The organism is Candidatus Chloroploca mongolica (genome assembly GCF_004762035.2).
Lineage (GTDB): Bacteria > Chloroflexota > Chloroflexia > Chloroflexales > Chloroflexaceae > Chloroploca > Chloroploca mongolica.
Window position 1 is genome coordinate 26413 of record NZ_SIJK02000006.1, and the last position, 25751, is coordinate 52163.

21 protein-coding genes are annotated in these 25751 nt (G+C 57.9%); 5 read left to right on the forward strand and 16 right to left on the reverse strand.

All coding sequences use genetic code 11. The features are described from left to right. Positions 1-4 precede the first annotated feature (4 nt). Positions 5-1276: a DUF190 domain-containing protein gene (locus EYB53_RS04940; RefSeq protein WP_135477104.1), complete on the reverse strand. Its 1272-nt coding sequence runs from the start codon at positions 1274-1276 to the stop codon at positions 5-7. A 216-nt stretch (positions 1277-1492) separates the two neighbouring features. Here EYB53_RS04940 and rarD point away from each other — a divergent pair, with 216 nt between their 5' ends. Beyond that, positions 1493-2401: an EamA family transporter RarD gene (gene rarD / locus EYB53_RS04945; RefSeq protein WP_135477105.1), complete on the forward strand. Its 909-nt coding sequence runs from the start codon at positions 1493-1495 to the stop codon at positions 2399-2401. 87 nt (positions 2402-2488) lie between these two features. Here the strand turns inward: rarD and EYB53_RS04950 are convergent, their stop codons facing one another. Genes EYB53_RS04950 through EYB53_RS04960 form a run of 3 tightly spaced genes read right to left on the reverse strand, consistent with a single transcriptional unit; the run spans position 2489 to position 6547 of the window. Continuing rightward, positions 2489-4513, reverse strand: a complete 2025-nt coding sequence (locus EYB53_RS04950; protein ID WP_167857263.1) for a WD40 repeat domain-containing protein — start codon at positions 4511-4513, stop codon at positions 2489-2491. Positions 4514-4546: 33 nt separating this feature from the next. Then, positions 4547-5086, reverse strand: a complete 540-nt coding sequence (locus tag EYB53_RS04955; RefSeq protein WP_135477107.1) for an NUDIX hydrolase — start codon at positions 5084-5086, stop codon at positions 4547-4549. Between the two features lie 12 nt (positions 5087-5098). Further along, complete coding sequence (locus EYB53_RS04960; protein WP_167857264.1) at positions 5099-6547, reverse strand: MGDG synthase family glycosyltransferase; 1449 nt, start codon at positions 6545-6547, stop codon at positions 5099-5101. Between the two features lie 191 nt (positions 6548-6738). Here EYB53_RS04960 and argC point away from each other — a divergent pair, with 191 nt between their 5' ends. Next, positions 6739-7740: an N-acetyl-gamma-glutamyl-phosphate reductase gene (gene argC, locus EYB53_RS04965; protein ID WP_135477109.1), complete on the forward strand. Its 1002-nt coding sequence runs from the start codon at positions 6739-6741 to the stop codon at positions 7738-7740. Positions 7741-7810: 70 nt separating this feature from the next. On the opposite strand, the gene EYB53_RS04970 is transcribed toward argC, so the two are convergent. The 3 genes from EYB53_RS04970 to EYB53_RS04980 form a co-directional block, all read right to left on the reverse strand. After that, positions 7811-8917 carry an ABC transporter ATP-binding protein gene (locus EYB53_RS04970; protein ID WP_135477110.1) on the reverse strand — a complete coding sequence of 369 codons (1107 nt, stop codon included), beginning with the start codon at positions 8915-8917 and terminating at the stop codon, positions 7811-7813. Between the two features lie 65 nt (positions 8918-8982). Continuing rightward, positions 8983-9990, reverse strand: a complete 1008-nt coding sequence (locus EYB53_RS04975; RefSeq protein WP_135477111.1) for a LacI family DNA-binding transcriptional regulator — start codon at positions 9988-9990, stop codon at positions 8983-8985. A 321-nt stretch (positions 9991-10311) separates the two neighbouring features. Then, the gene (locus EYB53_RS04980) at positions 10312-11283 is read right to left on the reverse strand and encodes an LLM class F420-dependent oxidoreductase (protein ID WP_135477112.1); all 972 of its coding nucleotides are present in this window, start codon (positions 11281-11283) and stop codon (positions 10312-10314) included. Between the two features lie 79 nt (positions 11284-11362). Here EYB53_RS04980 and pgi point away from each other — a divergent pair, with 79 nt between their 5' ends. Continuing rightward, complete coding sequence (pgi, locus tag EYB53_RS04985; RefSeq protein ID WP_254150897.1) at positions 11363-12997, forward strand: glucose-6-phosphate isomerase; 1635 nt, start codon at positions 11363-11365, stop codon at positions 12995-12997. A gap of 68 nt (positions 12998-13065) precedes the next feature. Here pgi and EYB53_RS04990 read toward each other — a convergent pair whose 3' ends face one another. The 3 genes from EYB53_RS04990 to EYB53_RS05000 form a co-directional block, all read right to left on the reverse strand. Beyond that, positions 13066-15045, reverse strand: a complete 1980-nt coding sequence (locus tag EYB53_RS04990; protein ID WP_135477113.1) for a polysaccharide biosynthesis protein — start codon at positions 15043-15045, stop codon at positions 13066-13068. Between the two features lie 279 nt (positions 15046-15324). After that, entirely contained in the window at positions 15325-15684 is a 360-nt protein-coding gene (locus tag EYB53_RS04995) for an STAS domain-containing protein (protein WP_216863578.1), read from the reverse strand. Between the two features lie 86 nt (positions 15685-15770). Beyond that, positions 15771-17459: a SpoIIE family protein phosphatase gene (locus EYB53_RS05000; RefSeq protein WP_135477114.1), complete on the reverse strand. Its 1689-nt coding sequence runs from the start codon at positions 17457-17459 to the stop codon at positions 15771-15773. 314 nt (positions 17460-17773) lie between these two features. On the opposite strand from EYB53_RS05000, the gene EYB53_RS05005 reads away from it, so the two are divergent. Continuing rightward, entirely contained in the window at positions 17774-19012 is a 1239-nt protein-coding gene (locus tag EYB53_RS05005; RefSeq protein ID WP_135477115.1) for an NAD(P)/FAD-dependent oxidoreductase, read from the forward strand. A gap of 78 nt (positions 19013-19090) precedes the next feature. On the opposite strand, the gene EYB53_RS05010 is transcribed toward EYB53_RS05005, so the two are convergent. The 6 genes from EYB53_RS05010 to EYB53_RS05035 form a co-directional block, all read right to left on the reverse strand. Then, entirely contained in the window at positions 19091-20305 is a 1215-nt protein-coding gene (locus EYB53_RS05010; RefSeq protein ID WP_167857265.1) for a DUF3095 domain-containing protein, read from the reverse strand. 130 nt (positions 20306-20435) lie between these two features. After that, positions 20436-20675, reverse strand: a complete 240-nt coding sequence (locus EYB53_RS05015; RefSeq protein WP_135477117.1) for a hypothetical protein — start codon at positions 20673-20675, stop codon at positions 20436-20438. Further along, complete coding sequence (locus tag EYB53_RS05020; RefSeq protein ID WP_135477118.1) at positions 20653-20988, reverse strand: hypothetical protein; 336 nt, start codon at positions 20986-20988, stop codon at positions 20653-20655. Before EYB53_RS05020 ends, EYB53_RS05015 begins: the two co-directional genes overlap by 23 nt. 374 nt (positions 20989-21362) lie before the next feature. Then, entirely contained in the window at positions 21363-22448 is a 1086-nt protein-coding gene (locus EYB53_RS05025) for a glycosyltransferase family 9 protein (protein ID WP_135477119.1), read from the reverse strand. Positions 22449-22575: 127 nt separating this feature from the next. Then, positions 22576-23877 carry a CpXC domain-containing protein gene (locus tag EYB53_RS05030; RefSeq protein WP_135477120.1) on the reverse strand — a complete coding sequence of 434 codons (1302 nt, stop codon included), beginning with the start codon at positions 23875-23877 and terminating at the stop codon, positions 22576-22578. Positions 23878-23979: 102 nt separating this feature from the next. Continuing rightward, complete coding sequence (locus EYB53_RS05035) at positions 23980-24618, reverse strand: class I SAM-dependent methyltransferase (protein WP_135477121.1); 639 nt, start codon at positions 24616-24618, stop codon at positions 23980-23982. Between the two features lie 140 nt (positions 24619-24758). On the opposite strand from EYB53_RS05035, the gene EYB53_RS05040 reads away from it, so the two are divergent. After that, on the forward strand, positions 24759-25727 hold the full coding sequence (locus EYB53_RS05040; protein WP_135477122.1) for a quinone oxidoreductase family protein: 969 nt from the start codon (positions 24759-24761) through the stop codon (positions 25725-25727). Positions 25728-25751: the final 24 nt, after the last annotated feature.

Genomic DNA, 25751 nt, shown 5'->3' on the forward strand with positions numbered 1-25751 from the left:
TACCTTATTCACTCTGTTGCAAAAGAGCTCGGACGAGTCCACCAGGCGCTATTATACCCAATAATGTCTGTTCACTATTCACAACAGGTAATTGGGTCGCTTGAAGCTCGATCAGGCGATGGGCCGCGTCGATCAGGCTCATAGCGGGGACAAGCGAAGGAGGGGGTGGCTCAAGCAGTTCAGCGAGGGGACGATCGCGCCCCGGCAAGCTGGCCGCCTCTGGTGGCGTGGGTTGCTGAAGGGCGGTCAGCAATTTCGTTCGTTCTTCGCCAGCCAGCCCCTTCAAGACTGAGGCAAGGGTGAGCAGACCAACGAGACGACGCTCAGGATCAAGGACAAAGAGCGGCTGAAGGCGCGTTGCCAACAGTTGCGCCAGGGCCTGGTTGAGCGGTTGCGTTGTGGTCGCCGCTTGAAAGACCGTCTGCATCACCAGGCTCACCGGGGGTGGAGCTTCAGCCTCACGCACTGCGGGTTCATCAGCAGTGCTTTGTGCTTGCGCCACCGCTTCACGCAAGATAGCGTCTTCACCAAGCAGACCGACGAGTCGTCGGTGGCGATCCACCACCGGCACCTGGCGCAAGCCCCATTCGATCATCGTGGTCAGCGCTTGCGGGATCGCGATCGTCTCCATGACATACCGTGGTTCAGTCGTCATGATGCTGCCGACCGTGAGGTCGTTCAGCAGTTGCACGAGTGGTTCACGTTCAGCAGAGGTCAACCTGGTGAGCATCCAGACGGGCATCCGTAGCGGTGAACGCCAGGTTACCTCCTGGCCGGTCAGGGTGCCCACGAGCAGACCCGTCGCATCAACCACAGGCAAAACCGTAAGTTTATCGGTGACAAAATGGCGTAGCGCCTCAAGTAACGGGGTAGCACTGGTGACGGTAGGAAGTTCGGTTTGCATCAGATCGCCAACCGAGCGATCAGCGCTGAACGGCCCCCGCGCACGCAACGTGGCGCGATAGACCGGCACCGGCTCGCTGGTCACCATAGCCTCACCACAGAGATCGTCGAGCATCGGCAAGATGCGGGCAACCCGCTCGGGGCGATCTAACCATTCGATGATGACCGGGAGATCGTACCCCGACTCATTGAGCATGGCGAGGCGCCCACGTTGTCCTGGCCCAAACCCGGCCAACCCCGTCAACGCCGTCGCCCCGGTTGCCCCGGCACTACGGAGCCGTTCGAGAATCGCCAGGTAGAGTGGGCCGCCTTGCCACTGATCGCTTTGGCTAAGATAGATGCGCACCCGCTGAACACTTGCCTCAAGCGCCATCACGCGTTCCTCCTGTCGTGATTATAGCGCAAAGCGTGCTGGTAGGGCAATGGCGGCGGGCAGCAGTCCATAATCTATGCTTGTGCGAAGGAAATGGCTAGCTTCGCTGGCCGTTTTCCCTCGCACACGCGCGATTCATTTGTCTAGTCAAATAATATTGTCGATCTTGTGGTATGATACAAGCCTGTTCTCCGTGCTCACAACAGGCAAGCACCCGTGAATAAAGGTGTCCTCTACGCAATTGGGGCGTATGTTTCGTGGGGCTTACTGCCCATCTTCTGGAAAGCCTTGCATCATGTACCAGCGCTTGAGATCCTGGCGAATCGGGTTGTCTGGGCAATGGTTGCCGCGCTGATCGTCGGGCTCTTTGCGTTCCGCACAAACTGGGGGTGGCTCTTCCAGGCTTTGCGCCAACCACGCACGGTGCTGGTCTTTGTGTTGTCAGCGAGCCTCCTCGCTTTCAACTGGGGCCTCTATATCTGGGCGGTCAACGCCGATCATGTCGTTGAGACGAGCCTGGGCTATTTTATCAATCCGCTGGTCAATGTCTTTCTCGGGGTTGTCGTGCTACGCGAGCGCTTGCGGATCGGGCAGGGCCTTGGCATTGCGCTCGCGCTTGCCGGGGTGCTCTATCTGACGCTTACCTATGGTTCGCCACCCTGGATTGCCCTTAGCCTGGCTGGATCGTTCGGGCTCTACGGCCTGTTACGTAAAACGGCTCCGCTCGCTTCGATCCAGGGTTTTACCCTCGAAACGCTGGTGATGGCGCTCCCAGCCTTGGTCTTCCTGGGCTTTGTTGAGCGCACCACCGGTGGTACGCTCGGCCATGCGGATCTTGTTACAACAACCCTGCTGATCTCATCGGGCGTGGTGACAGCGGTGCCCCTCTTGCTCTTTGCTGCGGGGGCACGCCTCGTGACCCTGACCACGCTCGGGCTCTTGCAATACATTGCTCCGACGCTTCAATTCCTGCTCGGGGTCTTTGTCTATGGTGAGTATCTCAGCACGCAGCGCTTGTTTGGCTTTGTGCTAGTCTGGATTGCCCTGGCGATCTATTCGATCGAGGGCATCATCACCAGCAGGCGACGCCAGACGATGCCCCCGGCACAGCCCAGCAGCGTATAGGGGTGGTTGGTTCTGGCGAACGAGGCCCAGCAAAGCGGGCCTTGTTCGCCAGAACCATTTTTTGCCCCCGCCGCGAGACGTTTACGCTTACGGCAAGGCCCAGAGCTCAACAAATCCGCGGCGTGAGCCAACAACTATCAGCGTGTCATCGGCAGTGACCGCAAGGTTGTCGCCATTGCAGGGGCTACTGGCAAGCTCGGTTAGCCCATCAGCCTCAACCTGCCACAGGCTGAGCCCGCCTGTTGGGCCGACGGTCAACAGGTGCCCTGTTGCGGTCGCTGCGAGTGCAGTTGCATCAGCGAGTGCTCCTCGTCCAAGCAAGGTGCCAGCCTTATCCCAGACCCACAGGCGCCCGGTATCATCAAGGGCCGCAAGCTCGCCGTGCGACCCACTGGCAAGCGCGATCAACCAGCCACCATGGGCAGTACGCAAGACCGTTGGCGCACCTCCAGCACTTGTCTGGAAGAGGCGTACCGACCCATCGTAGGCTGTGCCAATGACAACCTTATCCTGGTGGGCAAAGGCAACGCCGAGGACAGCGGTGGCATTCAGGCCACCATCCTCGATGACAGTCAATTCACGTACGGCTTCGCCCTTGGGTAGGCGCCAGAGGCGAACCGTGCCATCCAACCCCGCCGAGGCGAGCAAAGTGCCATCCTGCGCAAAGGCAAGCCCAAGCACCCGGCCTTTGTGTCCAGTCAGCCGGGTTCGCAGCGTACCCTTAGGCAGACTCCAGAGGATGAGGCTCCCATCCGCACCCGCTGAAGCCAGCATACGTTCGTCAGGACTGACCGCCAGGGCATGGATTTTGCCTCGATGTTCCCTTATCGTCTCAAGCAACTGGCCCTCCTGGGTCCAGAGCATGATGCTACCGTCTTCGCCCCCAGTAATAACCTGACGGTTGCGTGTCAGCGCAACGGCGGTAACGGCAGGCATCCCTTCGAGGGTGTCAAGAGGCATCCCATCGGCATTCCAGCGTTTGAGCGCACCGTCGCGGCCTGCGGTAAAGAAGCCGCCTCCGGGAACCGTCACCAGGGCACTGAGTGCGCCGTGGTGCGCCTGGATCACCCGTTCGCGTTGTCCCGAGGGCCATGCCCAGTGTACCACTTCGCCGCTGGTCGTGCCTGCGAACACTGACCGACCATCAGACGCAAAGGCTACCCGGGTGACCGGCGCAAGCTGTGCTGTCTCACTCATAATCGTCAGGTAGGCGCGGGCATAGCCACTGACCACATCCCAGATCTGCACTGAACCTGGTTCACTGCGCGATCCTGCTGAAGCCACTGCCAGCGTTGTGCCATCAGGGGTAAAGGCGAGATCGGTGACCTCGCGCAGACCAAGGGAGAACTGCCGGACAGGCGTAGATTCGGGCAACTGCCAGACCGTCACCGTGCCATTGGCATCACCGGCAGCTACGTAGGTACCGTCGTGATTGAAGGCCACGCTGGTGAAATTCGCCATGAGTCCACCCGGGTCGTCTCCTTCTGACGGGCGCAATTCGGCCAAAGGCACCCGTTGCTCTACCTGCCAAATGACAAGCGAGCCGGTCGCAAGCGCGACGGCCAGGCGATCACCCCCCGGAGCAAACACAAGATCAGTCACTCTGGCCCGATGCGCGAGGGTCTCAAGCACCGTCCCATCGTGCAGGCGGCGCAATTCAACGTCACTGCCAAGGGCAAGGGCAAGCAGTGCCCCCGAAGGCGCAACGGCAAGGCCACTTGGCGGTACTGCGAGGTCATGCTGCCAGCCGATACGCCCGAGCAAGCCAGCATCATGTTGTTGCACATGCAGCGCAGTTGCCACAAAGAGCGTTGTGCCATCGGGCCCAAGCGCCAGATCCAGCGGCACGCCACTGCCCCACTGATGCAAGCGTTGCAACATCGGGGCAGACAGGCTGAGGGGCACGTCAGGATCGGGGGAGACCGGGGCTACCGTCGCCAGAGGCACCACAGCATCAGCAGGGGCCACCGTTTCAGTTGTTGGCGAAGGGGCAACCACACTGGTTGGCTCACTCACGAGACGTAGTGACGTCAACTGAGGCGTGCATGCCGCAAAACCCAACACAACGATGGTTACAATGAGAATAGGGGTAGTTTTGCTTAGCACTGACATAGACAGGCATTGTAGCATACCCTGGGAAGGGGTTTACCCCTCAGCGGGCGTGGCGTTAAGCCATGCCAGCGCAGCATAGAGCCCGATCACGGTTTTGCCATCCTCAAATGTACCATTGGCGAGTGCTTCGGGCAGGGTTGCGAGGGGCAACGCAACCTGATGAATGCGTTCATCCCAATCGGGCGTTGCCGCCACGGGATGCAGATCGAGCGCCAGAAAGATGGCTGTGCTTTCATCGGTAAAGCCCGGGGACGTGCAATAGTTCAGCAGAGGGATCAGCCGCTTGGCCGCGTACCCGACCTCTTCAGCGAGTTCACGGGCAGCGCACGCCTCCAACGTCTCACCAGGTTCGCGCAGACCGGCAGGAATCTCGATGGTGTCGCGCTCAACGGCAATGCGAAACTGACGCACGAGCAACACCTGCCCGTCTAGCACCGGCACAACCCCGACCCCACCCCGATGGCGCACCACATCACGACGTGCCCGTTGCCCATCATCAAGCACGGCCTCACCCGTCACCACGGTAAAGACCGGGCCTTGAAAGGCCTCACGCTGTTCAACCCAGGTTTCCATAGAGCTCCTTTGTTATGGCAAGACAAAGCGTATTTCAACGTGGGTACGCGTACGCAGGATCGAGCGCAAGACCGTTAACAGTTCAGGATCGGGATGCTGCTCGATCAAATAATCGAGGGTTGGCTCATCGAGATAATAGGTCTCGTCATCCGAATGTTCTTCAACGAGATAGGTATCGAGAAACTTCATCTGAGTAGGCGTAATCGTGCCGAGCAGCACCCCGGTCTCGTCATCATAAAGAATCACGGTATCAGGGGGCGGCGGCGCCACCAGTTCTGGCTCGGTTTTGCCGCGTGACACCGCAATAATGCGCCGGCGCTGTTCACGGTCAAAGACATAGGGGCTTGTGGTATCGTTGAGCAGCGTCTCAATCACCACGCGGGCGGCATCAGGACGAGCCAGGCGTTGGGTCCCAGCCTGTAGACCTTCGAGGCGACCAGGCTCTTGCAGCACCTGATCGATCTTGAAGCCTAACACCGGTAGATCGCGACAACGGATGGCGGCCCCGTTCTCGAGCAGATGATCGCTATTGCGTTCTTCCTGCCCGGGGATCGGGTCAATGACAACCATGGGCAAGCCTGCCGCCATACACTCTGCGGTACTCAAGCCGCCAGGCTTGCCCACAAAAAGCGTCGCGGCGCGCATCAGATCGGGCATTTCGTTGGTAAAGCCAAGCACACGAAAATGTTCAGCCTTGGCTGCCGTCAGCGTAGTCACAGCCTGACGCAATGGCTGATTGCGTCCACACACCACAATCGTCTGCACGGGTGTTTTCATGCCCATAATCTGCTCGACAATCTCGAGGGCTGGCCCACCACCGAGGGCACCCGCTGAAACAAGCAAGACCGGAAGATCCGCCTGGAGATTGTAGCGCTCATAGACCCCGTCGCAATCAAACGGTTCCGATAACAGTGACGTAACCGGAATACCCGAGACGGTAATGCGTTCGTCGTCAACGCCAAACGATGCCAGCAAAGCCCGCGCCTCATCAAGGGCAACAAAATAGTGATTGAAGCTACGGCTCAGCCACATGCCCTGAAAATCATAATCGGTGGTGACAATGCCGAGCCGTGAATTGATCCGCTCTTCGAGCAAGAGTTGCGCCGCAATGCCGGCGGGCATAAAGTGGGTGCAGATAATAATATCGGGATGGTAATCTTCGATCAGTTTGACCAGAGGCTGACCATTGAGCATATTGAGCACGCGGGAGAGTCCGCGTTCGTTCTTGAAAGGTTCGTCATTATAATCATAGAGCCACCCAACCGACCAGGGATTCTCTTTGACCAGGGCAAAATAGGCATCAGTCGCGGCCACCTGATAGATGCGCGAGGTATGTAGCAGCGCATCCTGATTGATCACCTCAAACTCAGGGTAACGCTGGAAAGCTTGTTCAATTGCTGCCGCCGCTGCCTTATGGCCTGATCCAACACTTGCCGAAAGAATAAGCACTCGTGTTGGCATTCGCTCCTCCACACTCTTGCTACGGGTTTCCGGTCTTTGACGCATTTTCAGTATACCTGAGATTGATACATCAGTGGTGGCTTCTTGGTATAATGCCCGTGCGTGGCGTAAGAGCGGGCTGGTGCTAGCGCAAAAGGGCAGCACAGCCACGGGGTTTTGAGGGCGGTAGCCCTAAAGCAGAGGAAAAAGTTATGGCTCGTGTGGGTATTTACGGGGCAACCGGGTACACCGGGTACGAATTGATCAAACTGCTGGTACGCCATCCCCAGGTTGAGATTGGCTTTGCTACGGCACGCTCGGCAGTGGGCAAACGTCTGTCTGATATCTTCCCTACCCTGATTGATACGCCGCTGGTTGCCGTCGAAGAGGCCAATCTCCAGGATGTAGATCTGATCTTCACCTGTCTTCCGCATAATACTCCCGATCTTATTCCTCTGGTGCAACAGGCACTCGAGGCGGGCAAGCGGGTGATTGATTTCTCTGATACCTTTCGGCTTCACGATGCCGATGACTATGAGCGACGCCGCGGCAAGCCGCACCCGGCCCCCGAGTTGCTCAGTGCAGCCGTCTACGGCTTGCCCGAGTTGCACCGGACGGCGATCCGCGAGGCACGCCTCGTCGCCAACACGGGTTGTTATCCACTGACAGCGATTTTACCGTTGTGGCCGCTCGTGCAGGCCGATCTGTTTACTGATCGAACGGTCATTGTTGATAGCAAATCGGGGGTTTCGGGGGCGGGGCGGTCGCTGTCACTCAAGACCCATTTTGGTGAAACGCACGAGACCTTCAGTGCCTATAACGTTGGGCGAGTCCACCGTCACCTTGGCGAAATGGAGCAAGAGACCGGGCTGCATATTATCTTCTCGCCACACCTGTTGCCAGTCTATCGCGGCATTCTCTCGACGATCTATGTCACCCTCAAGCCAGGCACATCGCCTGAAATGGTTCACGAAGCCTACAACGTCTTCCGCGACGAACCGTTCATCACCGTGTTGCCCACCGGGCACTTCCCCGAGTTGCGCCATGTGCAACAGACGATGGATTTTATCCTTGGGTTTCAGCCAGTGGAGATCGAGGCGGGACGGATGATTATCGTTTCGGCGCTTGATAATCTACTCAAAGGGGCGTCAGGGCAGGCCGTGCAGTGTATGAACTTGATGCTTGGAATAGAGGAGACCGCAGGGTTGAAGTAGGGGCGAAGCACCCGCCCCTGCCGCTTCGCAACGGTGTACCGTACTCGCGGGCGGGTGCTTCACCCTTACTTTAGACCAGCGCCTTTTCGGTCTCGCGGTCAAAGACGTGCATCTTATTCATATCCACGACGATCTCGACCTGCTTCCCAGTACGGGCTCCGGTACGCGGATCGAGGCGACCGACAAACTCCTTGCCGCTATTTTCAAGATAGGCATAGACTTCCGACCCAAGCGGCTCAATGACATTGACCATCGTCATCAGGCGCGCACTCTCATCCACGCCACGCGGCACATAGTGCGCATCGTGGATATCCTCGGGCCGAATGCCGAAATAGATATTCTTGCCAACATGTGCCCCGAGTGGCTCGGCTGCACTGGAGGGCACAGGCACAACAAACTCCTTGCCGACCACGACAGCTAGACCACCCTGGACACGATCGATTTTGGCCTCAAAGAAGTTCATCGAAGGGCTGCCGATGAAGCCTGCCACAAACATATTGGCCGGGCTATCATAGAGCTTCTGAGGGGTATCGAGTTGCTGCAGAATGCCATCACGCATCACGGCAATGCGCGTCCCCATCGTCAACGCCTCGGTCTGATCGTGGGTCACATAGATAAAGGTTGTCTTGAGGCGCTGATGGAGACGACTGATCTCGGCGCGGGTCTGCACCCGCAACTTGGCGTCCAGGTTCGAGAGCGGCTCGTCCATCAAGAAGACCGACGGGTCACGCACAATCGCACGTCCGAGCGCGACACGCTGGCGCTGACCACCCGAAAGCGCCTTGGGCTTGCGGTCGAGCAGGTGCCCAATCGAGAGCATCTCGGCGGCCTCTTTGACCCGGGTATCAATTTCAGTCTTGGGCAATTTGCGCAGCTTCAAGCCAAAGGCCATATTATCATAGACGCTCATATGGGGATAGAGCGCATAGCTCTGGAAGACCATCGCGATATCGCGATCTTTGGGGGGCACATCATTGACGACGCGGTCGCCAATCCAGATATTGCCATCGGTAATCTCTTCGAGACCGGCGAGGCAGCGCAACGCGGTTGATTTACCACAGCCTGATGGCCCAACGAGCACCAGAAATTCACCGTCATTAATATCAATATTGAGATCCTTGAGGACCGAGACTTCACCAAAACGCTTCCAGACCTTCTCGAACTTAATACCGGCCATAGCATCCTCCTCAGGCAAGAAACAACTGCTCCTCAGCGAACATCGTGAGGATCATCAGCGAGCGCTCACTCAGGCAACGGACAGGTTGTCTTACGGACAATCAACTGTAGCGGCAGGGGCGTAAACGAGGGTAGGGGTTGCTGTTCTACCAGCGCGATCAACGTATGGGCAAGCGCCGCACCGAGGGCGCGGCGCGGGGCACGGAGCGTCGTCAGGGGTGGATGGGTATGGGCGGCGAGGGGAACATCACCACACCCGATCAAGGCTACGTCGCGCCCCACCTCGATCCCGGCATCACGCAGTGCGTGCATCGCCCCAAACGCAAGTTCATCGCTTGCGGCCAGCACTGCGGTTGGCCCTTCAGGTTGAGCCAGGAGCTCTTGCATTGCGGCCAGGCCATCATCTTGGCTCGTCCCCGCCTCGACGATAAATGAAGGAGCCACCTCCTCACCAGTTTCAGTCAGAGCTTTGGCAAAGCCCTGGTACAAGAGGTCGCTATCGGTCAACTCAGAAGGCAGATTGATCAAGGCAATGCGGCGGTGCCCCAGGGTACGCAGAGAGCGCGTTGCCATCAACGCCCCACCGGTGAGATCGAAACTCAGACCTGGGCAGGCATTGCCCGAGGCAGGCGCACCAACGCCAACATGAAGAATGCCAGCAGCGGTAAGGTCGGCACTCCGCTCGTCATCAACCTGCAGGTCAAGCAAGACAAAGCCATCCACCCGCCCGGTTCGCGCTAAACTGGTGGCAACAAGGCGTTCGGACTTACCCGGATCGCCCGCGAGCAAGAGGTAATAGCCGTGGTTCGCGGCGGCCTCAGTCAAGCCTGCGACCAGTTCTGCCAGGGTTGGCGTACTCAACTCGGCGGCACCGTAGGGTAAAATCAGGCCGAGGGTTCGCGAGCGTGAACGCATACTACGGGCAGCATGATTTGGCTGATACTCAAGTTCAGCTACCACCTGCAACACCCGTTGCCGGGTTGCCGCCGTCACCGATCCCGTACCATTGAGAACATACGAGACCGTTGCCGTCGATACCCCTGCCCGCTCAGCTACATCCTTGATCGTCGCCACCTTGCGCCGCCTTCGCCGCACCATTGACCGAGCACTTAACCGATTAACTAGATTATAACGAGCTCGCTGATCATTGTCAAGTCGCCCTACCCTTGCTTGTTGGGCGATTGCATCTTCCGTGCATGCACCCCGCCAAGGCACCCGCAAGGGCACCCGCAAGGGGTGCCCCTACACCGGGCCCGCCCCCGGCCCGGTACGGGCACCCGTACCGGGTGCCTCGTTGTATCCGATTTCGTATGATGCAATCGCCCTACCCTTGCTTGTTGGGTACGCAAAAAAGCCAGCCATGCTGGCTTTTTTGCGTACCCAACAAGCATACCCTTAACTCACGTGAGGAATCACCTCTTCGGCAAAGATATGCAGGGGCGTGTGATCATACGCGATCCGCGGGAAATAGGTGATGAAATAGTTCACCCCGGCATCGGCAAGCACTTGCAGGCGCTCGACAACCTGTTCGGGCGTACCAACAATCGAATTGCGCATGAGATCGTCGAGACTCCAGTTATAGGTTGCGCGCACAGCGGCGGTGGCCTGTTCGAGATCATCACCGGGGCGCACAAAGACGATATTGGCATTGGATGAACGAATAATGTCGTCATAGTTCCGGCCAACCTGCTCACAATGGCCGCGCAAAATGGCAAACTTCTGTTGCAGCGTGGCAGGGTCGCCCATCACATTGCAGGCATTGCCGTACTGCGCCACCAGTTTGAGCGTCACCTGTTCGCCGCCCCCGCCGATCCAGAGGGAAGGATAGGGCTTCTGCACCCCGCGAGGCTCGTTGATCGCCCCGCGAATATGGAAATACTCGCCCTCGAAGGTTGGCGTCTCCTCCGTCCACATCTTGACCATAATCTGCGTAGCCTCGCGGAAGGCCCGCATGCGATCGCGTGTTTCGGGGAAACCATAGCCATATGCACGCCATTCGTGCTCGTACCAACCCGCGCCAATGCCACAATAGAGCCGCCCGTGGCTCAGGACATCCACGGTCGAGGCAATCTTGGCCGCCAGGGCCGGATTGCGATACCCAATACAGGTGACCATCTGACCGACCTTGACCCGTTGCGTATCACGGGCCAGCGCTGCGGTGATTGTCCATGCCTCAAAAACCGCCTCTTGCTCAATCCGGGGTACCGTGTGAAAATGGTCATAGATCCAGATTGAATCATAGGCGGGCATGCCATCAACCACACGGGCGACCTGCGTCATTGCTTCATACTTCTCGATGGGATCGGCAATCTCCATCAAGTCCAGCCGCCATCCTTGCGGTACAAATGTACCAAAACGAATAGTCATTGCTTCCTCCTCTAACCTTTGTATTCTCTATTATAATATACTGGCCCTATCAAAGTCCGCCCATTGCCAGGAGGCATGAATGAGCGAAATGACAACCCATCCATCCAGCCGCCCGGAGTGGCAGGCCCTACACACACACGTCCAGGCGTTCCGACAGGTGCATTTGCGTGAATTGTTTGCAGCAGATCCCGGACGAGGCCGACGGTTTTTCGCTGAAGCTGCCGGTCTCTATCTTGACTATAGCAAACATCGCATCAGCGAAGAGACCATAGCGTTGCTGATGGCCCTGGTGCGTGCGGCTGGCCTGCCTCGCCGCATTGATGCAATGTTTGCCGGTGAAAAGATCAATGCAACCGAAGGGCGTGCTGTTTTGCATGTTGCGCTGCGTATGCCGCGTGGGTCGATTGTCAATGTTGACGGTCAGAATGTGATCCCCGAAATCTATGCCGTGCTCGATCGCATGGAAGCCTTTGCCAACCAGGTGCGCAGTGGTGCGTGGCTAGGCCATACGGGGCGTCCGATCAAGAACATTGTCAATATTGGCATTGGCGGCTCGGATCTTGGCCCGTTGATGGCCTATGAAGCATTGCGTCACTACAGTCAGCGCTCACTGACCTGCCGTTTTGTCTCGAATGTTGATGCTACTGATTTTGCCGAGACCGTCCGTGATCTCGATCCCGCCGAGACGCTCTGCATTGTCGCCTCCAAGACTTTTACGACGCTTGAGACCATGCGCAATGCGCGCACCGCACGCGCCTGGCTGGTCGAACACCTCGGCGACGAGGCTGCCGTAGCCCGCCATTTTGTGGCCCTCTCAACCAACGCCCGCGAAGTGACCGCCTTTGGCATTGATCCGGCCAACATGTTCGGGTTCTGGGATTGGGTCGGCGGGCGTTACTCGATGACCTCGGCCATCGGGCTCTCAACGATGCTTGCACTCGGCCCCGAGGCCTACCACGAGATGCTCGGTGGCTTTCGGGCCATGGACGAACACTTCCGCACGGTACCTTTCGAACGCAATATGCCGGTGATCATGGGCATGCTTGGGCTCTGGTACACCAGTTTCTTTGGGGCCGAAACGCAGGCCGTTCTCCCCTACGATCAATACCTGCGCCGGTTTCCGGCCTATCTGCAGCAATTGACGATGGAGAGTAATGGCAAGCGGGTACGCTTCGACGGCACACCGGTTGATTATCAGACGGGCGCCATCTACTGGGGCGAACCAGGCACCAACGGACAGCACTCGTTTTACCAGTTGATCCACCAGGGCACCAAATTGGTACCGTGCGATTTCATCGGATTCTGCCACAGCCTCAATCCCATTGAAAACCATCACGATCTTTTGATGTCCAACATGTTTGCGCAGGCCGAAGCGTTGGCCTTTGGCAAGACCAGCGAAGCCGTAGCGGCTGAAGGCGTCGGCCCCGAACGTATCGCCCACCGCACCTTCCCGGGCAATCGCCCGAGCACCACCATTCTGGCCCATCGCCTCACCCCGGCGATTCTCGGGGCCCTCATTGCCCTCTACGAACACAGCGTCTTTACCCAGAGCATTGTCTGGGACATTAACGCTTTTGACCAATGGGGCGTTGAACTCGGCAAAGTCCTGGCGGGTCAGATCGTACCTGAACTCACCGCCTCCAGCGAACCTGTCCTCAACCATGACAGCTCAACCAACAACCTCATCCGTCGTTATCGCGACGCCCGAAAATAGGTGGCAATACTATCGGGGCCAGCAAAGCTGGCCCCGATAGGTCGTCTTTCCTCTTGACAATTTCAGCCTCACGAGCGCGGGGTCAGCGTTTCGAGGGGCTCACGCGCAGGATGATAGCCATTCTGAGAGGCACCGATCTTCGCCACACTCGGCGCAAAATCAGGCAAAGGAGCCACATGCTGCGGCGGCTGATATTCAGGCACCAGGGTGCGCAGCATCCGCAGCAAAACCTCTTCGTCGTGTGCGTGGATCGCACCTTCGATCACGGCGAGTGAGTCGGCGAGTTCAACGGGAACCCAGTTACTCGCCGTGCCTGCAACAAAGATCTTCGCGTGGGTCGTCGCACGATACTCTTCACCGGCGGCAAACAGTTCCTCAAAGAGCTTCTCACCGGGGCGCATCCCCTGGAAGACAATATCAATATCCTGCCCCTCTTCAAGGCCCGAGAGACGGATCATATCGCGGGCCAGATCAACCACTTTGACCGGCTCACCCATATCGAGCATAAAGACTTCGCCCTGGGTACCGAGCACCGAGGCCTGCAACACAAGCTGGACAGCCTCGGGGATGGTCATAAAGTAGCGTTGCATCTCGGGGTGGGTCACCGTCACCGGGCCACCTGCGGCGATCTGCTGCTTGAAGGTCAGCACCACACTGCCCCGGCTGCCGAGCACATTGCCAAAGCGCACCGCAACATAAGGACGGCCACTGCGCTGACCCATCTGATGAACCAGCATCTCGGCCATACGTTTGGTGGCCCCCATCACGCTCGTTGGATTCACGGCCTTATCCGACGAGATCATCACAAAGCGTTCAACGCCTGCGGCCTCGGCTGCTTCAAGCAAATTCCGGGTTCCAAGGACGTTATTGCTAATCGCCTCGATCGGATTCGCTTCCATCAGGGGCACATGCTTATGGGCAGCGGCGTGGAAAACAATCTGTGGCTGGTGTTGTTGCAGCAAGTTGTTGAGGCGGACAGCATCACGAATATCGGCGATCAACGGCGTGAGGGTTGGCGGCGACACATCTTTCTGTGCCGCGATGGTGCGACGCAACTCGCTATGGATCTCAAAGATACTATTTTCGCCATGGCCGAGAATCAACAATTCTGCCGGGCCAAAGCGGATAATCTGACGGCACAACTCACTACCAATCGAACCACCGCCACCAGTGACCAGCACCCGCCGACCACGAATCAAATCACGCACCGCACCAATATCGGTCTGCACCGGCTCACGCCGCAAAAGATCGGTAATCTCGACCGAACGCAACTGGTTCAACTTGAGACTACCGTCAAGCAATTCTGACAATCCGGGCACCGTCAACGTCTGCACCCCAACACTCTGACAGATCTGCACAATCTCGCGGATCGCCTTACCGGGGGCCGTTGGCATTGCAATAATCACCTGACGCACGCGATATTGCTTGACGATTTCGGGGATGGCATAACGATCCCCAAGCACGCTCACCCCGTGGATGCTCACCCCTCGTTTTGTCGGATCATCATCAAGAAAACCGACAACCCGCATCCGCCAGAAGAGTTTGCTCTGCAACTCACGTACCGTCATCGCCCCACCGTCACCGGCCCCCATCACCAGCACCGGTGTCCGGGCCTCTTCGTCCCAATGGGGAATCTCGCGCCGCTTGCGCTGATTTGACCAGACACGCAGGGCGAGACGGGGAGATCCCAGCATTGCCACGAGCAACGGCAAGAGAATCAGGGGAATCGAGCGCGGAATCCGCAGGGCCGGAACGAGGATTCCAATCGTCAGCACAATCGCCCCGAGCAACAACACGGCCAGAGTCACCGTCCGAATCAGTACCAGGATCTCATCAACCGACACATAACGCCAGTATTGCTGGTAGATGCTGGCCTGGGCCAGCATCAATGGTACCAGCACCATCGCGGTCGCCACCATAAAGAGAAAACCCGGACGATACCCTCCGATCCCAAAGAGTTCGAGACGTAAGAGAAATGCAGTATAGACCGCAAAAGGGATCAGAATTAGGTCAGCTAGGAGTAAATGGCGGTTACGAAAACGACCCACAGCTGCACTCCTGGTCTATGCCATTACGCAGAATCGACTCACAGTGGCTCACCTTTGTCTGCTGCTGCTGGACACACTCCAAAGGACTGCCCTTGACCGTGGTGTGTCGAGGCAGCACATCTATGCAAACTGAGCGTAGCACTTCTAGTATAACCTTGATAAACACGGGCGCTCTGGATTTTCCTTACCACCATGGGGACAACAATAGGCGTAGATAAAGTTGCATGTACTTCTTGTCCTTCTGGGAAGCTATCAGGCCTGGGCTTGAACAACAGCTTTTCATCCCGAAGGTGCTGTATAGGCTGCTAGAGCAGTTGTGCGGTCAGAATAGATCTGAAAAAAAGTATCAAAACGACTTTTTCGAAAGATTTCGGCGATTGGCGGTTGGAGCCCGACCAGGCGGACATCGCCACCGAGAGGTTGCACGGCTTTCAACGTCGTGAGCAACATCCGCAGCGCAAGACTGGCAACAAAGGTCACCTGGCTCATATCAGCCAGCACTTTCCCACGATGATTGGCGACGGCCATTGCGAGTTGTTCTTCAATCGAGGCAACGCCAACTGCATCAAGACGTGCCGGCAGTTGAACGACAAGCACATCATTGATCAGTTCAACCTTCACCGTTTTGCCTTTCTTCATCTATGCTTTGATCACCGCTGTCGCACAGAAGCAGGTATGGAGAGAGAGAGATGGGCAGACTTATTATAGCATCACTCTGTTCGTCCTCACATCCGCGACACGACCAGCATGGTAATATCATCAGACTGAGCGGCACCATCAATATGGCGATCAACCGCTTCAATGATACCCTGCATCAATGCAGGTGCAGCCAGAGTGGCATTGTTGGTCAGCACCTCACGCAGACGACCTTCACCAAACATCTCGCCATGCGCATCAAGCGCTTCGGTAATGCCATCACTAAACATCACCAGACGACATCCAGGGTTGATGACCGTATGCTGCACATCGTACTGCTGATCAGACAGAATACCGAGGGGCATCGAGCCAAGCTCGGTTTCGCCAAGCGTTGCCCTGGCCCCATCGACAATCAAGGGGGGATTATGGCCAGCATTGACATATGCCAGGATCCCGGTACGAGGATCAAGCAACCCATAAAAGAGCGTAATGAACATCGTATTATCACCATGTTCACGACAGAGATAGTCATTGACCAGCCAGAGTGCATCAGCCAGGATCGCCTCGGCATCTTGTTGATCGGCACATTGGAAAACACGCGGCGCAAGTGAAGCCGCCCGCAACAACGAGCGGGTCAGCGCCACAAAGAGGGCTGCGGTCACCCCTTTGCCACAGGCGTCTGCCACCACGAGACCGAGCAACTGATCAGGCAATTCAATGCAATCAAAGAAATCGCCACCGACGGCCTGGGCCTCACGGCTCATCGCCGTCAACTGCCAACCCTCGGGTTGGGGCAGATGCTTGGGCAAGAAAGAGGTCTGGATACGCCGGGCAACGGCCAATTCCTCTTCCAGACGGTTGAGGCGCACCAGTTCAGTCTGCATCGCCTGAAGTTGCCGATATGCATCGGTTAGTTCGGCATTCTTCCGTTCCAACCCGGCAATCATGCGCCGGTTGGCCTCACGCACCCGTGCCGAGCCACTGCTCAACAGTTGCATCGCGAGGTCAGGATTCGACCGTAGCAGCGTCTTGAAAGCTTCTTCACCCAGGGCGATCAGATTACTATCAGTGACAGCCCGTACGGTCGCCGAGCGTGGACTCCGATCAATCAGGGCCATTTCACCAACAATATGGCCGGCCCCAAAGGTGTCGAGCCGCAATTCATTTCCGTTGACATAGGTCAAGACATCAACGTTGCCTTCGAGAACAATGAAACATTCATGACCCTCTTCGCCTTCAGCAAAGAGAAGCGCTCCCGCCTTCAGTTGACGGTACGTGATTGTTTCAGCCAGGCTTCGCAAGGCATCAAGAGGTAATTCGCGAAAGAAGGACACCTCACGCAAGAGGCTCTCGGTCATGGGTAGACGTCCCTTCGTTACGGTCAGTTCATTCCATCCGCTCTGCGGATCGTGGGTATAACTAATCTGGTCAACCAGTTCGCGCACAAAAAAGATACCCAGACCACCAAGATCACACTCAGCCGCACTGGTGTGATTCAAGTCAGGTGGTGGATGCTCACGGAGATCAAACGGACATCCCTGGTCACGAATGATGAGTTGCAGCGTATCGTTGTGATAACGACATTCCAACTGGATGGGGCCGGTATGGCTTTCACTGTACCCGTACTTGATAATATTGCTCGCAATCTCTTCAACCACCAGGCGCATCAAATAACGTTCGTCAGGCGATAGCTTAAACTCGTGCTCGATACGATCGCTAAAGGTAAGCAGAGTCACCAGACCAGACCATGTACCAGAGACTTGGATCTGCCGTTGCATACGCGCTCCAGAGGTTGAAGACGAGACAAGGACGGGTACGCTTGTGGGCGTATCAGAAGAGGGGTCGCCTTTGTCTTCTTGTTTCGAGTATACCATTTTTCAGGTGGTTTGTGAGCATAGTGCGTGCTGACGCAAGCGACCAGCAAAGCAGTCCGCTTGCGTCAGCAGCATCGGTTTGTCGGGCTCCAGCCCTACAGGTTATGCCTATGGAGCCGTAGGCCCATAGGCATAACGCCGAAACCTCCTTGCCTCTTTCCTACGAGGTGGTATCATAGAGTGTATCGGCACGAAGGTTGCTATGCAGGAGACGCGCAGTGACACGTTCACACTGGCATGCGACACTTGACCAGGAGCCTTTACCAGGGCACGAGTTGCCACCCCACGCCGAGGTGGTCGTCATTGGTGGTGGCATCCTGGGGGCAATGACTACGTACTGGTTGACCCGCGCCGGGGTCGCTCCACTGGTGCTGGAACAGGGTGGCCCCGCCGCAGGTGCCTCGGGTAATAACGGGGGCCTCTGTATTACAGGCACCCCCGAGCCCTACCCCACTGCCGTACAGCGCCTCGGTCGCGCAACAGCCCAGGAGGTTTGGGCGTTGACGCTGCGTGGCCTGGCGATGCTGCGTTCGGTTGTCGAGGAAGAAGGCATCGCGTGCGACTTGCGTCCTGATGGGCATCTTGAACTTGCCGCCAATCCTGCCCAACTAGCGGCCCTGACCCAGGCGGCGGTCGAGCTCCAGGCTGATGGCTTTCAGAGTAGCATCGTTGACCGCACGGCGATCACTCCGTTGCTTGGTATGCCACCAGGCGACGAGTTGCTCGGTGCCAGATATAACGAGGCGGCAGCGCGACTCCATTCGACTCGTCTGGTGCATGGCTTGTTTGCGGTGACCGCCCGTCGCGGTGCTCGCTTTTGCTGGCAGACGCCTGTCACCAGTCTAGACATAGCAGCGTCACCCCGTCAAGTCACGCTCACCACGCCGCGTGGTGTCGTGACCGCGAGTGCTGCGGTGGTCGCCCTCAATGCGTGGAGTAGCGATCTTTTGCCGGAACTGGATGGGATCGTGCGGCCCGTACGCGGCCAGGCGCTCGCAACGGCACCGGTGGCTCCCTCACTCAAACTGGCCTTTGGCGTTGATCTCACGCCGACCGGCGAGTATGGGCAGCAAACCGTTGATGGAACGATCATCTTTGGAGGATGCCGCGCCCTTGCCCCGCAACGTGATGTGGACATCCGTGAACCGGTGCCGACCCCTCTGGTGCAAGACGCTCTCGATACGGCGCTTGGACGCATCTTTCCGGCGCTGGTCGGTGTCCCTGTTGTCCGTCGCTGGGCCGGGTTAATGGGCTTTACCCCCGATTATCTGCCCGTTGCAGGCACAGTGGAACGCTTGCCTGGGGTCTGGTTTGCCGGAGGGTTCTGTGGTCACGGTATGCCGTTTGCCGGCCCGTTCGGGCGTCTGCTCGCCGAAGCGGCGCTTGCCGGCACCCTTCCAACTGAACTCGAACCCTATCGCCTGCAACGCCCCACTCTTGCCCAAACCCCGGAATGAAACCCTTTGAAGCCTACGTCCGGGCATACCGTAGTGCCGACTTCAGTCGGCTTCCGGCTCAGCCGACTGAAGTCGGCACTACCTGATTTCATTCGTAATCACCATTAACCCTGAACCCGACAATCGCTGCTTGAGCGCCTGGGCGGCCAGGGCATACCCACCGTCGGCCCCGTCAACCAGGTGGACTTGACGGCCCATACGTTCAAAGACGAGACAGGTAAGAATAGCCCGGTCGGTAATGTGGAGGCCATAGACAAGGTCACCGTGCTGATACTGGGCTTCCAGGTAGGTTTCGAGTTGCATGCGCTGGGCAGGTGTGCTGGCGATAACCATGCGCAGCGCACCATCGAATTTGCGGTAATCAGTCGTACGAAAAGCCAATGCCCGATAACTGTCCCACCACGGTGCATGTCCGGTCAAGATCTGGTAGCGTTTGTAGAGACCAACAAGGATGTTCATGGCCCAGATACGGCTGAGGTAATCGAAACGGGCCAGGGCATTCGGTCGAGCGCGCAGGCTGCTCTCGATCATCAGGGTGCGGGGGTTGGCGGTTGTCTGTAACTGCGCAAAGCTAACCGGGTGGTAGTCGCGGTCAGGAGCATAGATCTGCTCGATCATGGCAAAGAACTGGCGCAGCGTTAGCGCTCTACTTGCAGGCTCTTGATGCATTGGCCTCACGATCAGGCTGATGATTTCACCATGGCGGCTCGCCATATCTTTCCAACGACACTCCAACCCACGAAGATCGGCCGCTTCGGGCGTGGAGGTTTCTGTCACGAGAAAGGCGGCCCCTGCTACAGGATCTTTCAGGATATTTTCAACATACGCCAGCCCCCCAGAAAAGGCTGCCTGGATGTAGTGTTCGTCTACCTCGATGCGTGCGACACTCACTGACTGATGCCTAGTGGTGAGCAGACTCAGTGGAACAATGCCCACCCGTAGGTCAAGCTGGTACGTGCTTGCGGCGAGGCCCCGCAACGCCACAAGCACATTGCGCGCCGATTCAACAAGGGTTGGTGGAATGGCCAGGGTTGCACCATCGCCCCCAAAGATAAAGGGCAGGTCGACTGGATCAGCCATATTGAGCAAGGCGACAATCGAGGCGGCCCCGAGCATATTGACTTCTTTGTAACGCCCTGCCGCAATCGCCTGGGTCGAACTGACAACGTCGGTGATCACCAGGTACCAATCATCGGGAAGCGGGGTAAAGTTGTGCGGGTCAGTGATCGCAATGAAGTCACGTAACGGCGGAAGTTGCAGATAAAAGTCATCGCTCTGATGTAGCGCATTCAAGGCATCACCCACCGAACTGAGGGGATCACAATGCCAGAGTAAAGCGACAGTGCTGTCCGTAGCGCCTGTTGCATGACCCCAGGCCGTGAGACCACAATCGTCGAGATCGCCTGCTGATGTTCCATCGCATCTACCCTCCCCGTTGTCGAAATATGCTCACAGGTGGCAGCACCCCCGAGAATGCCCGCATTGTGTTGAGTTGGCGCTGCAGATGCGTCTCGGCCCGCTTGCGCTCACCAATCTCGTACTGGAGTTCATCGGCGCGCAGCCGTAGCGCACTGGCTTCACGTTTGGCCGCCTCGGTATCATGGATCACCTGCAGGACTTTCAAACGATGGTCGGCCTTCTCACCGGCAACAAGCTCCTTCAACGAGACGCAATGCTTCAAAGAGCGTCTGGGCACGGAGCAACCGCTCCATACCACGCGGGTAGGCACCAGAGCGCATATCAAGATAGCCCTGCGTTCGTAGGCTGTAGGCCTTGCCCCGCTCGTAGGTACGACCATCGTACGCTGGAGTATCAGCCAGGGCGTACGCTGACTCGGCGAGATTCATCGCACGGCTTGCATCACAATCGCTCAGCTCCCACGCCAGAGCATTCAGCAGATCGATCCGCTTGCTCGTGTCTCCATCAGCCTCGGCGAGCGCACGCTCCAACTCATCGACTGTCTGCGATGGTATCATGGTGCCAGCTTATCCGTCACGATAGGCGCAACTGCTCTTCATGCAAGTGGATGCTCACACGAACCACATAGGGCTATAATACTGTGTTTTGTGTATGTCTTGTCTTTCATCATACCACATACATCATGTTCAGCAACCACGGATGCCAGTCGCCCCCAGGGCTGATGCAACGTCAGATCTCCGGGGTCGCCGTCGCCGTCAACGGCTTGGCTACCGTCTGCGAAGCCGGCCTTCGCCGGCTGGATGAGGTCGCGCAGGCGGCCTTCGCGACCCGTAGCCGAGGGCTTCAGCCCGACGGTGCTCCGGTCAGGTGGACGCAGATGCGGAAGCTATAATCTGCGTAATCTGCGGACACTATCTAATCGAAAATGGCATCACTTCAGCAACCGCTGGGCTGCAGCGATGACCTGTTCGGGCGCAATAGCTGCCATGCATTCGGGGCCGCTTGTTTTGCGTGGACAAGCGTCAAAGACACCACACGGGCTGCAAAAGAGGTCGGCCCGCAGCACGCGCTGCCGCTCGCTGTCACCCCACGGCCCAAAGCGTTGATGGTCGCTTGGCCCAAAGAGGTGCATCGTCGGCACGCCCTGACTCACCGCGAGGTGCAATGGCCCACTGTCCACCCCGAGCACCAGGGCAGCGCGGCCAAGCAGCGCCGCTAGCTCGCCGAGCGTCGTTGCCCCGGCGAGCCTCAACGGGGCAGGCTCGACGAGGGCCGCTAGTTCGGCAACCAACTGTGCTTCACCGGGGCCGCCGGTACAGACAAGGCGTACCCCGGGTAGGTGTGCCAGCGCGTTGGCAACCGTTGCCCACGCGCCGACCGACCAGTGTTTGACGGCACCGCCCGTGCCGGGATGGATGATCACCATCCGCTCATCGGGGTGCAGGTGGGCGGCAAGCCAGTCGGCAGCCCAGTGCTGTGCATCAGCCGTGGGCGTAAAATGCAGTGCGGGCAGACCAGTGGTAAGAGCTGATGAAGCTCCAGGTTGCACCAGCGCCTGCACCACCTCGAGGGCCTGACGGGTGACGTGGGCACGTGGGTCATAGGGCAGGGCAGTCGTCAGGAACGGTACCGAACGCGGGTGCGCGTGGCCGATGCGCCGGGGAATGCCCGCGAGCGCAACGCACATAGCCCCCCACCAATGGTCATCACGCAAAAGCAGAGCCGCATCATAGCGGCCCTGCCGCAGGAGGGCGGCATACTTGCCCAGAAGCAGATAGGGACGTAAACGGTTACGCCCCTTGCTGGTGCGCTCGAAGCCAGGGAAGGGCAACTCGATCAACCGATTGAGATCGGGATTCGTCTGCCACATCTGGCGTGACCAGGGGCCAACAAGCCCGACCAGGGTAGCGTCGGGCAACGCCTGCCGCAACTGGCGCAGGGCAGGCGTTGCGAGCAACAGATCACCGAGATGATCCGGTTTCACAACCAGGATACGCTGTGGACGGTACACCTGCATAGGCTTAAAAGCAATACCATTCAAGTAAGCCCACACCAAGCCGCCAAGGGTTAGCGCACCTACACGAAAAACTTTGCGCCTTTGCGCCTTTGCGTCAAAAAACCGCCTTTTTTGCAAGGTATTGGGCTTAAAAGAGCATCGCCCCGCACTCGCGGGCGAGTTGCCGCAAGCGCTCAGCAATGGGCTTATTGGCACGCCGCTCTTCCTGATCGGCAAGTTCATTGAGTTGCTTGATCAGTTCAGGCGTAATCCGACCAACACTGGTACGCAAGAGCCGTGTTGCCGCTTGGGGCGTCTCGGCCATCAGCAACTCATTGATAAAACGCTCTTCGGGCGAGAGACGCTCTTGGATGACATCAATTGCAACATCGGCCAGGCGGGTCAGCAAGGTCTCGATATCCTCGCGTCCGGCACGCTGAGCGGCCCCAACATTGGCCGAAAGCACCATCATAAAGGCTTCGTCAATCGCTTCACCGCGTTCACGCAGGGCTGCCTCGGGATCGGGGGCTTGCATCACCTCTTGCAGCAAGACACTGCCCGCCTCGAACATCGCCTCGGCTTCACGGTCGAGTTGTTCGACCGCAGCGAGAATGCGGTCACGTCGGTCAGTGAGGGCCGCTGCGGTTGCCTGCTCACCGGCCTGTTCGGCCGCCTCAATCCGGCCCGTCAGCAATTCAAAAAAGCCATAATCGAGCACCGGGCGCAACTCGGCCACCGCCAGGTCAAGCTCTTCATCTGCGACCGCCACGAGACGCTCGAGCGCCTCTTGCATCTCTTCCTCATCGGGCGGATCTTCGTCATAGGTTTCAAGCAGCCGATTCTGGATCGCCATCAGCAACTGGCGCGTTTCCGCCTGATCAGGGGGCGTTGCTTGCACAAAGGCCGACAGCGTCGCAAAAAACTCGGGGGTCAGATCGGCACGCCGTTGCATCACCATTGACGCAAACTCGGCCTCATCACCAACCACACTCGCGAGCTCACTGATCAACTCGATATGGGCACGCTGCCGATCAAGCGCCTCACGGCTCACACCGTCGGCTTCAAAGATCGCCTCGACGAGCGACTGCATACTCAAAAAACGGCGCGGGGCAAGCAGATACGCCCGTGACCCATCTTTGGGCAGATCGCGGAGCAAAAAACTGGTCGCGTCACCAACAAACTGCTCTTGTTCCTGGGGGCTACTATTCAACTCGGCCGGAACATGCACGAGGCACAGTTGCTTGGCGGCATCGTGATAGACAAGCGGAGCACCAATCATGCTCGGTGTACTACACTTTGGGCAGACAGCCACGTTTAGCTGGCCCCCCAGAAGGGCGGGCTTTAATTCAGGCTGTACACTTACATCAATTAGCGTATAGATACCAGTGCGAAATGACGTACCACACGCCGGGCATGTAATTTGCACAGGCTGGGGGGCAACCGGGGGCATAATGCGCTCCAATCCTTCTTCGGCTTTCCTCTTCCACCATGTTCTGCATCCTGAACCCTTAGTCTTATGAGGGCTTGATTATACCAGGATTTCCGTGAAGCCTCATACCCGTTCGGTTATACCAACCACAGCATAGAGGGGGTCACTGAGCCAGCGCCGCGGTGAACGATCCAGGGTGACGATTTCGTCAAAACAACCGGCCAGTTCAAAATAGCGCCGCACCAGGATGCTATGCTGAGCATCACTTGTATTGACCCAGATCTGTACGGCTTTGCTGGGGAAACAACGGTTGGAAAAGGTCACAATAAAGGGCGAACCAGGTCGCAAGACCCGCCCCACTTCGGCAAAGACCTCAATTGGGCGCGTCAGATATTGCACGGAAACCGTACAGACGGCACCATCAAATGAGGCATCGTCAAAGGGCAGGCGCGGTTCTTTATTGAGATCATGGATCACACAAGCATCGAGTTGTGCATTGTTGCGCATCTCTTCTTCATTCAGCCCTAGGCCAATCACCTCGTCATACGCGATCTCAGGAGGCATATGGCTGACAAAACTACTCATCAAATCAAGGATGCGCCCGTCAGGTGGCAACAACTCGCGGAAGAGTTGCGACGTCGCAGCCGAGGCAGCATCATCAATATGCGCCGTCAACCGTGGGTAGAGGTAAAAACCACGGTCGTCGCTTTCGTCATAGCGCTTGAAGTAATTTGCGGGCAGACCGTTCTTCTCCAGGCGCAACGTACTACTCCTTACCTGACATGGTGTCGGACAGCCCGACAACAGCACTAGCCATTTACGATTCCTGTTATAGTATAGGCTGATTTCTGATACTGGCGCAAGGGTGCGCACAGTAAAGGGTGTGACGAGGAGAAGTGACTATGCGCGCGATTCACGTTCATGCAACAGGTGGCCCTGAGGTTTTGCAATTGGTTGACATCACCCCACCCGAGCCTGGGCCTGGTCAGGTACGCGTCCACGTGGCCGCCATCGGGCTCAATTTTATTGACACCTACCATCGTACCGGGCTCTACAAACTGCCCTTGCCCTTTACCCCCGGGATGGAGTTTGCTGGTACGATTGATGCGCTGGGCGCAGGGGTGACGGGTTGGACCGTTGGTGATCGGGTCGCCACCGCTTCGGGATCGGGTGGTTATGCCGAATATGCCCTGGCCCCTGTCGAGCGCCTGGTCGCTGTGCCCGCCGAGGTTGCTTTGAACCAGGCTGCGGCGGTGATGCTCCAGGGTATGACGGCGCACTATCTGGTGACGAGCACGTATCCGTTGAAGTCCGGTGAGACCTGCCTTGTCCACGCAGCCGCAGGCGGGGTTGGGCTCTTGTTGGTGCAGATGGCGAAGGCGATCGGCGCACGGGTTATCGGAACCGTCTCGACTGAGGCCAAAGCTGCGCTTGCACGGGGTGCCGGGGCCGACGAAGTCATTTTCTATACGAGTGAGCCCTTTCCCCAGCGCGTGCGTGAGTTGACCGATGGGCGGGGCGTTGATGTGGTCTATGACTCGGTTGGGGCGACAACCTGGGAAGGCAGCCTCGACAGTCTGCGGCCCCGTGGCATGATGGTCACCTTTGGCAATGCGAGTGGCCCGGTGCCCCCCGTCAGCCCATTGGTCTTGAGCAGCAAAGGCTCGCTCTTCCTGACGCGCCCGACCCTGGCCAACTATATTGCGACGAGCGAAGAATTAGCCTGGCGCACAGGCGACATCTTTGCATGGATCGGCAGTGGCACCTTGAACGTACGCATTGATCGCAGCTATGCGCTGGCCGACGCTGCAGCGGCGCACCGTGCGCTTGAAGGACGCGAGACGACTGGCAAGGTCTTGATTTTACCATAAAGATGCGCCATACGGCGCATCTTT

Excerpts from the sequence above, each read along its gene's own strand:
- EYB53_RS04955 (WP_135477107.1), bottom strand. The coding sequence starts at position 5,086 with ATGGAAACCTGGGTTGAACAGCGTGAGGCCTTTCAAGGCCCGGTCTTT.
- EYB53_RS04980 (WP_135477112.1), bottom strand. The coding sequence starts at position 11,283 with ATGACTATTCGTTTTGGTACATTTGTACCGCAAGGATGGCGGCTGGAC.
- argC (WP_135477109.1), top strand. The coding sequence starts at position 6,739 with ATGGCTCGTGTGGGTATTTACGGGGCAACCGGGTACACCGGGTACGAA.
- EYB53_RS04950 (WP_167857263.1), bottom strand. The coding sequence starts at position 4,513 with ATGTCAGTGCTAAGCAAAACTACCCCTATTCTCATTGTAACCATCGTT.
- EYB53_RS05040 (WP_135477122.1), top strand. The coding sequence starts at position 24,759 with ATGCGCGCGATTCACGTTCATGCAACAGGTGGCCCTGAGGTTTTGCAA.
- EYB53_RS04995 (WP_216863578.1), bottom strand. The coding sequence starts at position 15,684 with ATGAAGAAAGGCAAAACGGTGAAGGTTGAACTGATCAATGATGTGCTT.
- EYB53_RS04940 (WP_135477104.1), bottom strand. The coding sequence starts at position 1,276 with ATGGCGCTTGAGGCAAGTGTTCAGCGGGTGCGCATCTATCTTAGCCAA.
- pgi (WP_254150897.1), top strand. The coding sequence starts at position 11,363 with ATGAGCGAAATGACAACCCATCCATCCAGCCGCCCGGAGTGGCAGGCC.
- EYB53_RS04960 (WP_167857264.1), bottom strand. The coding sequence starts at position 6,547 with ATGCCAACACGAGTGCTTATTCTTTCGGCAAGTGTTGGATCAGGCCAT.
- EYB53_RS05020 (WP_135477118.1), bottom strand. The coding sequence starts at position 20,988 with ATGATACCATCGCAGACAGTCGATGAGTTGGAGCGTGCGCTCGCCGAG.
- EYB53_RS05025 (WP_135477119.1), bottom strand. The coding sequence starts at position 22,448 with ATGCAGGTGTACCGTCCACAGCGTATCCTGGTTGTGAAACCGGATCAT.
- EYB53_RS05000 (WP_135477114.1), bottom strand. The coding sequence starts at position 17,459 with ATGCAACGGCAGATCCAAGTCTCTGGTACATGGTCTGGTCTGGTGACT.
- EYB53_RS04970 (WP_135477110.1), bottom strand. The coding sequence starts at position 8,917 with ATGGCCGGTATTAAGTTCGAGAAGGTCTGGAAGCGTTTTGGTGAAGTC.
- EYB53_RS05030 (WP_135477120.1), bottom strand. The coding sequence starts at position 23,877 with ATGCCCCCGGTTGCCCCCCAGCCTGTGCAAATTACATGCCCGGCGTGT.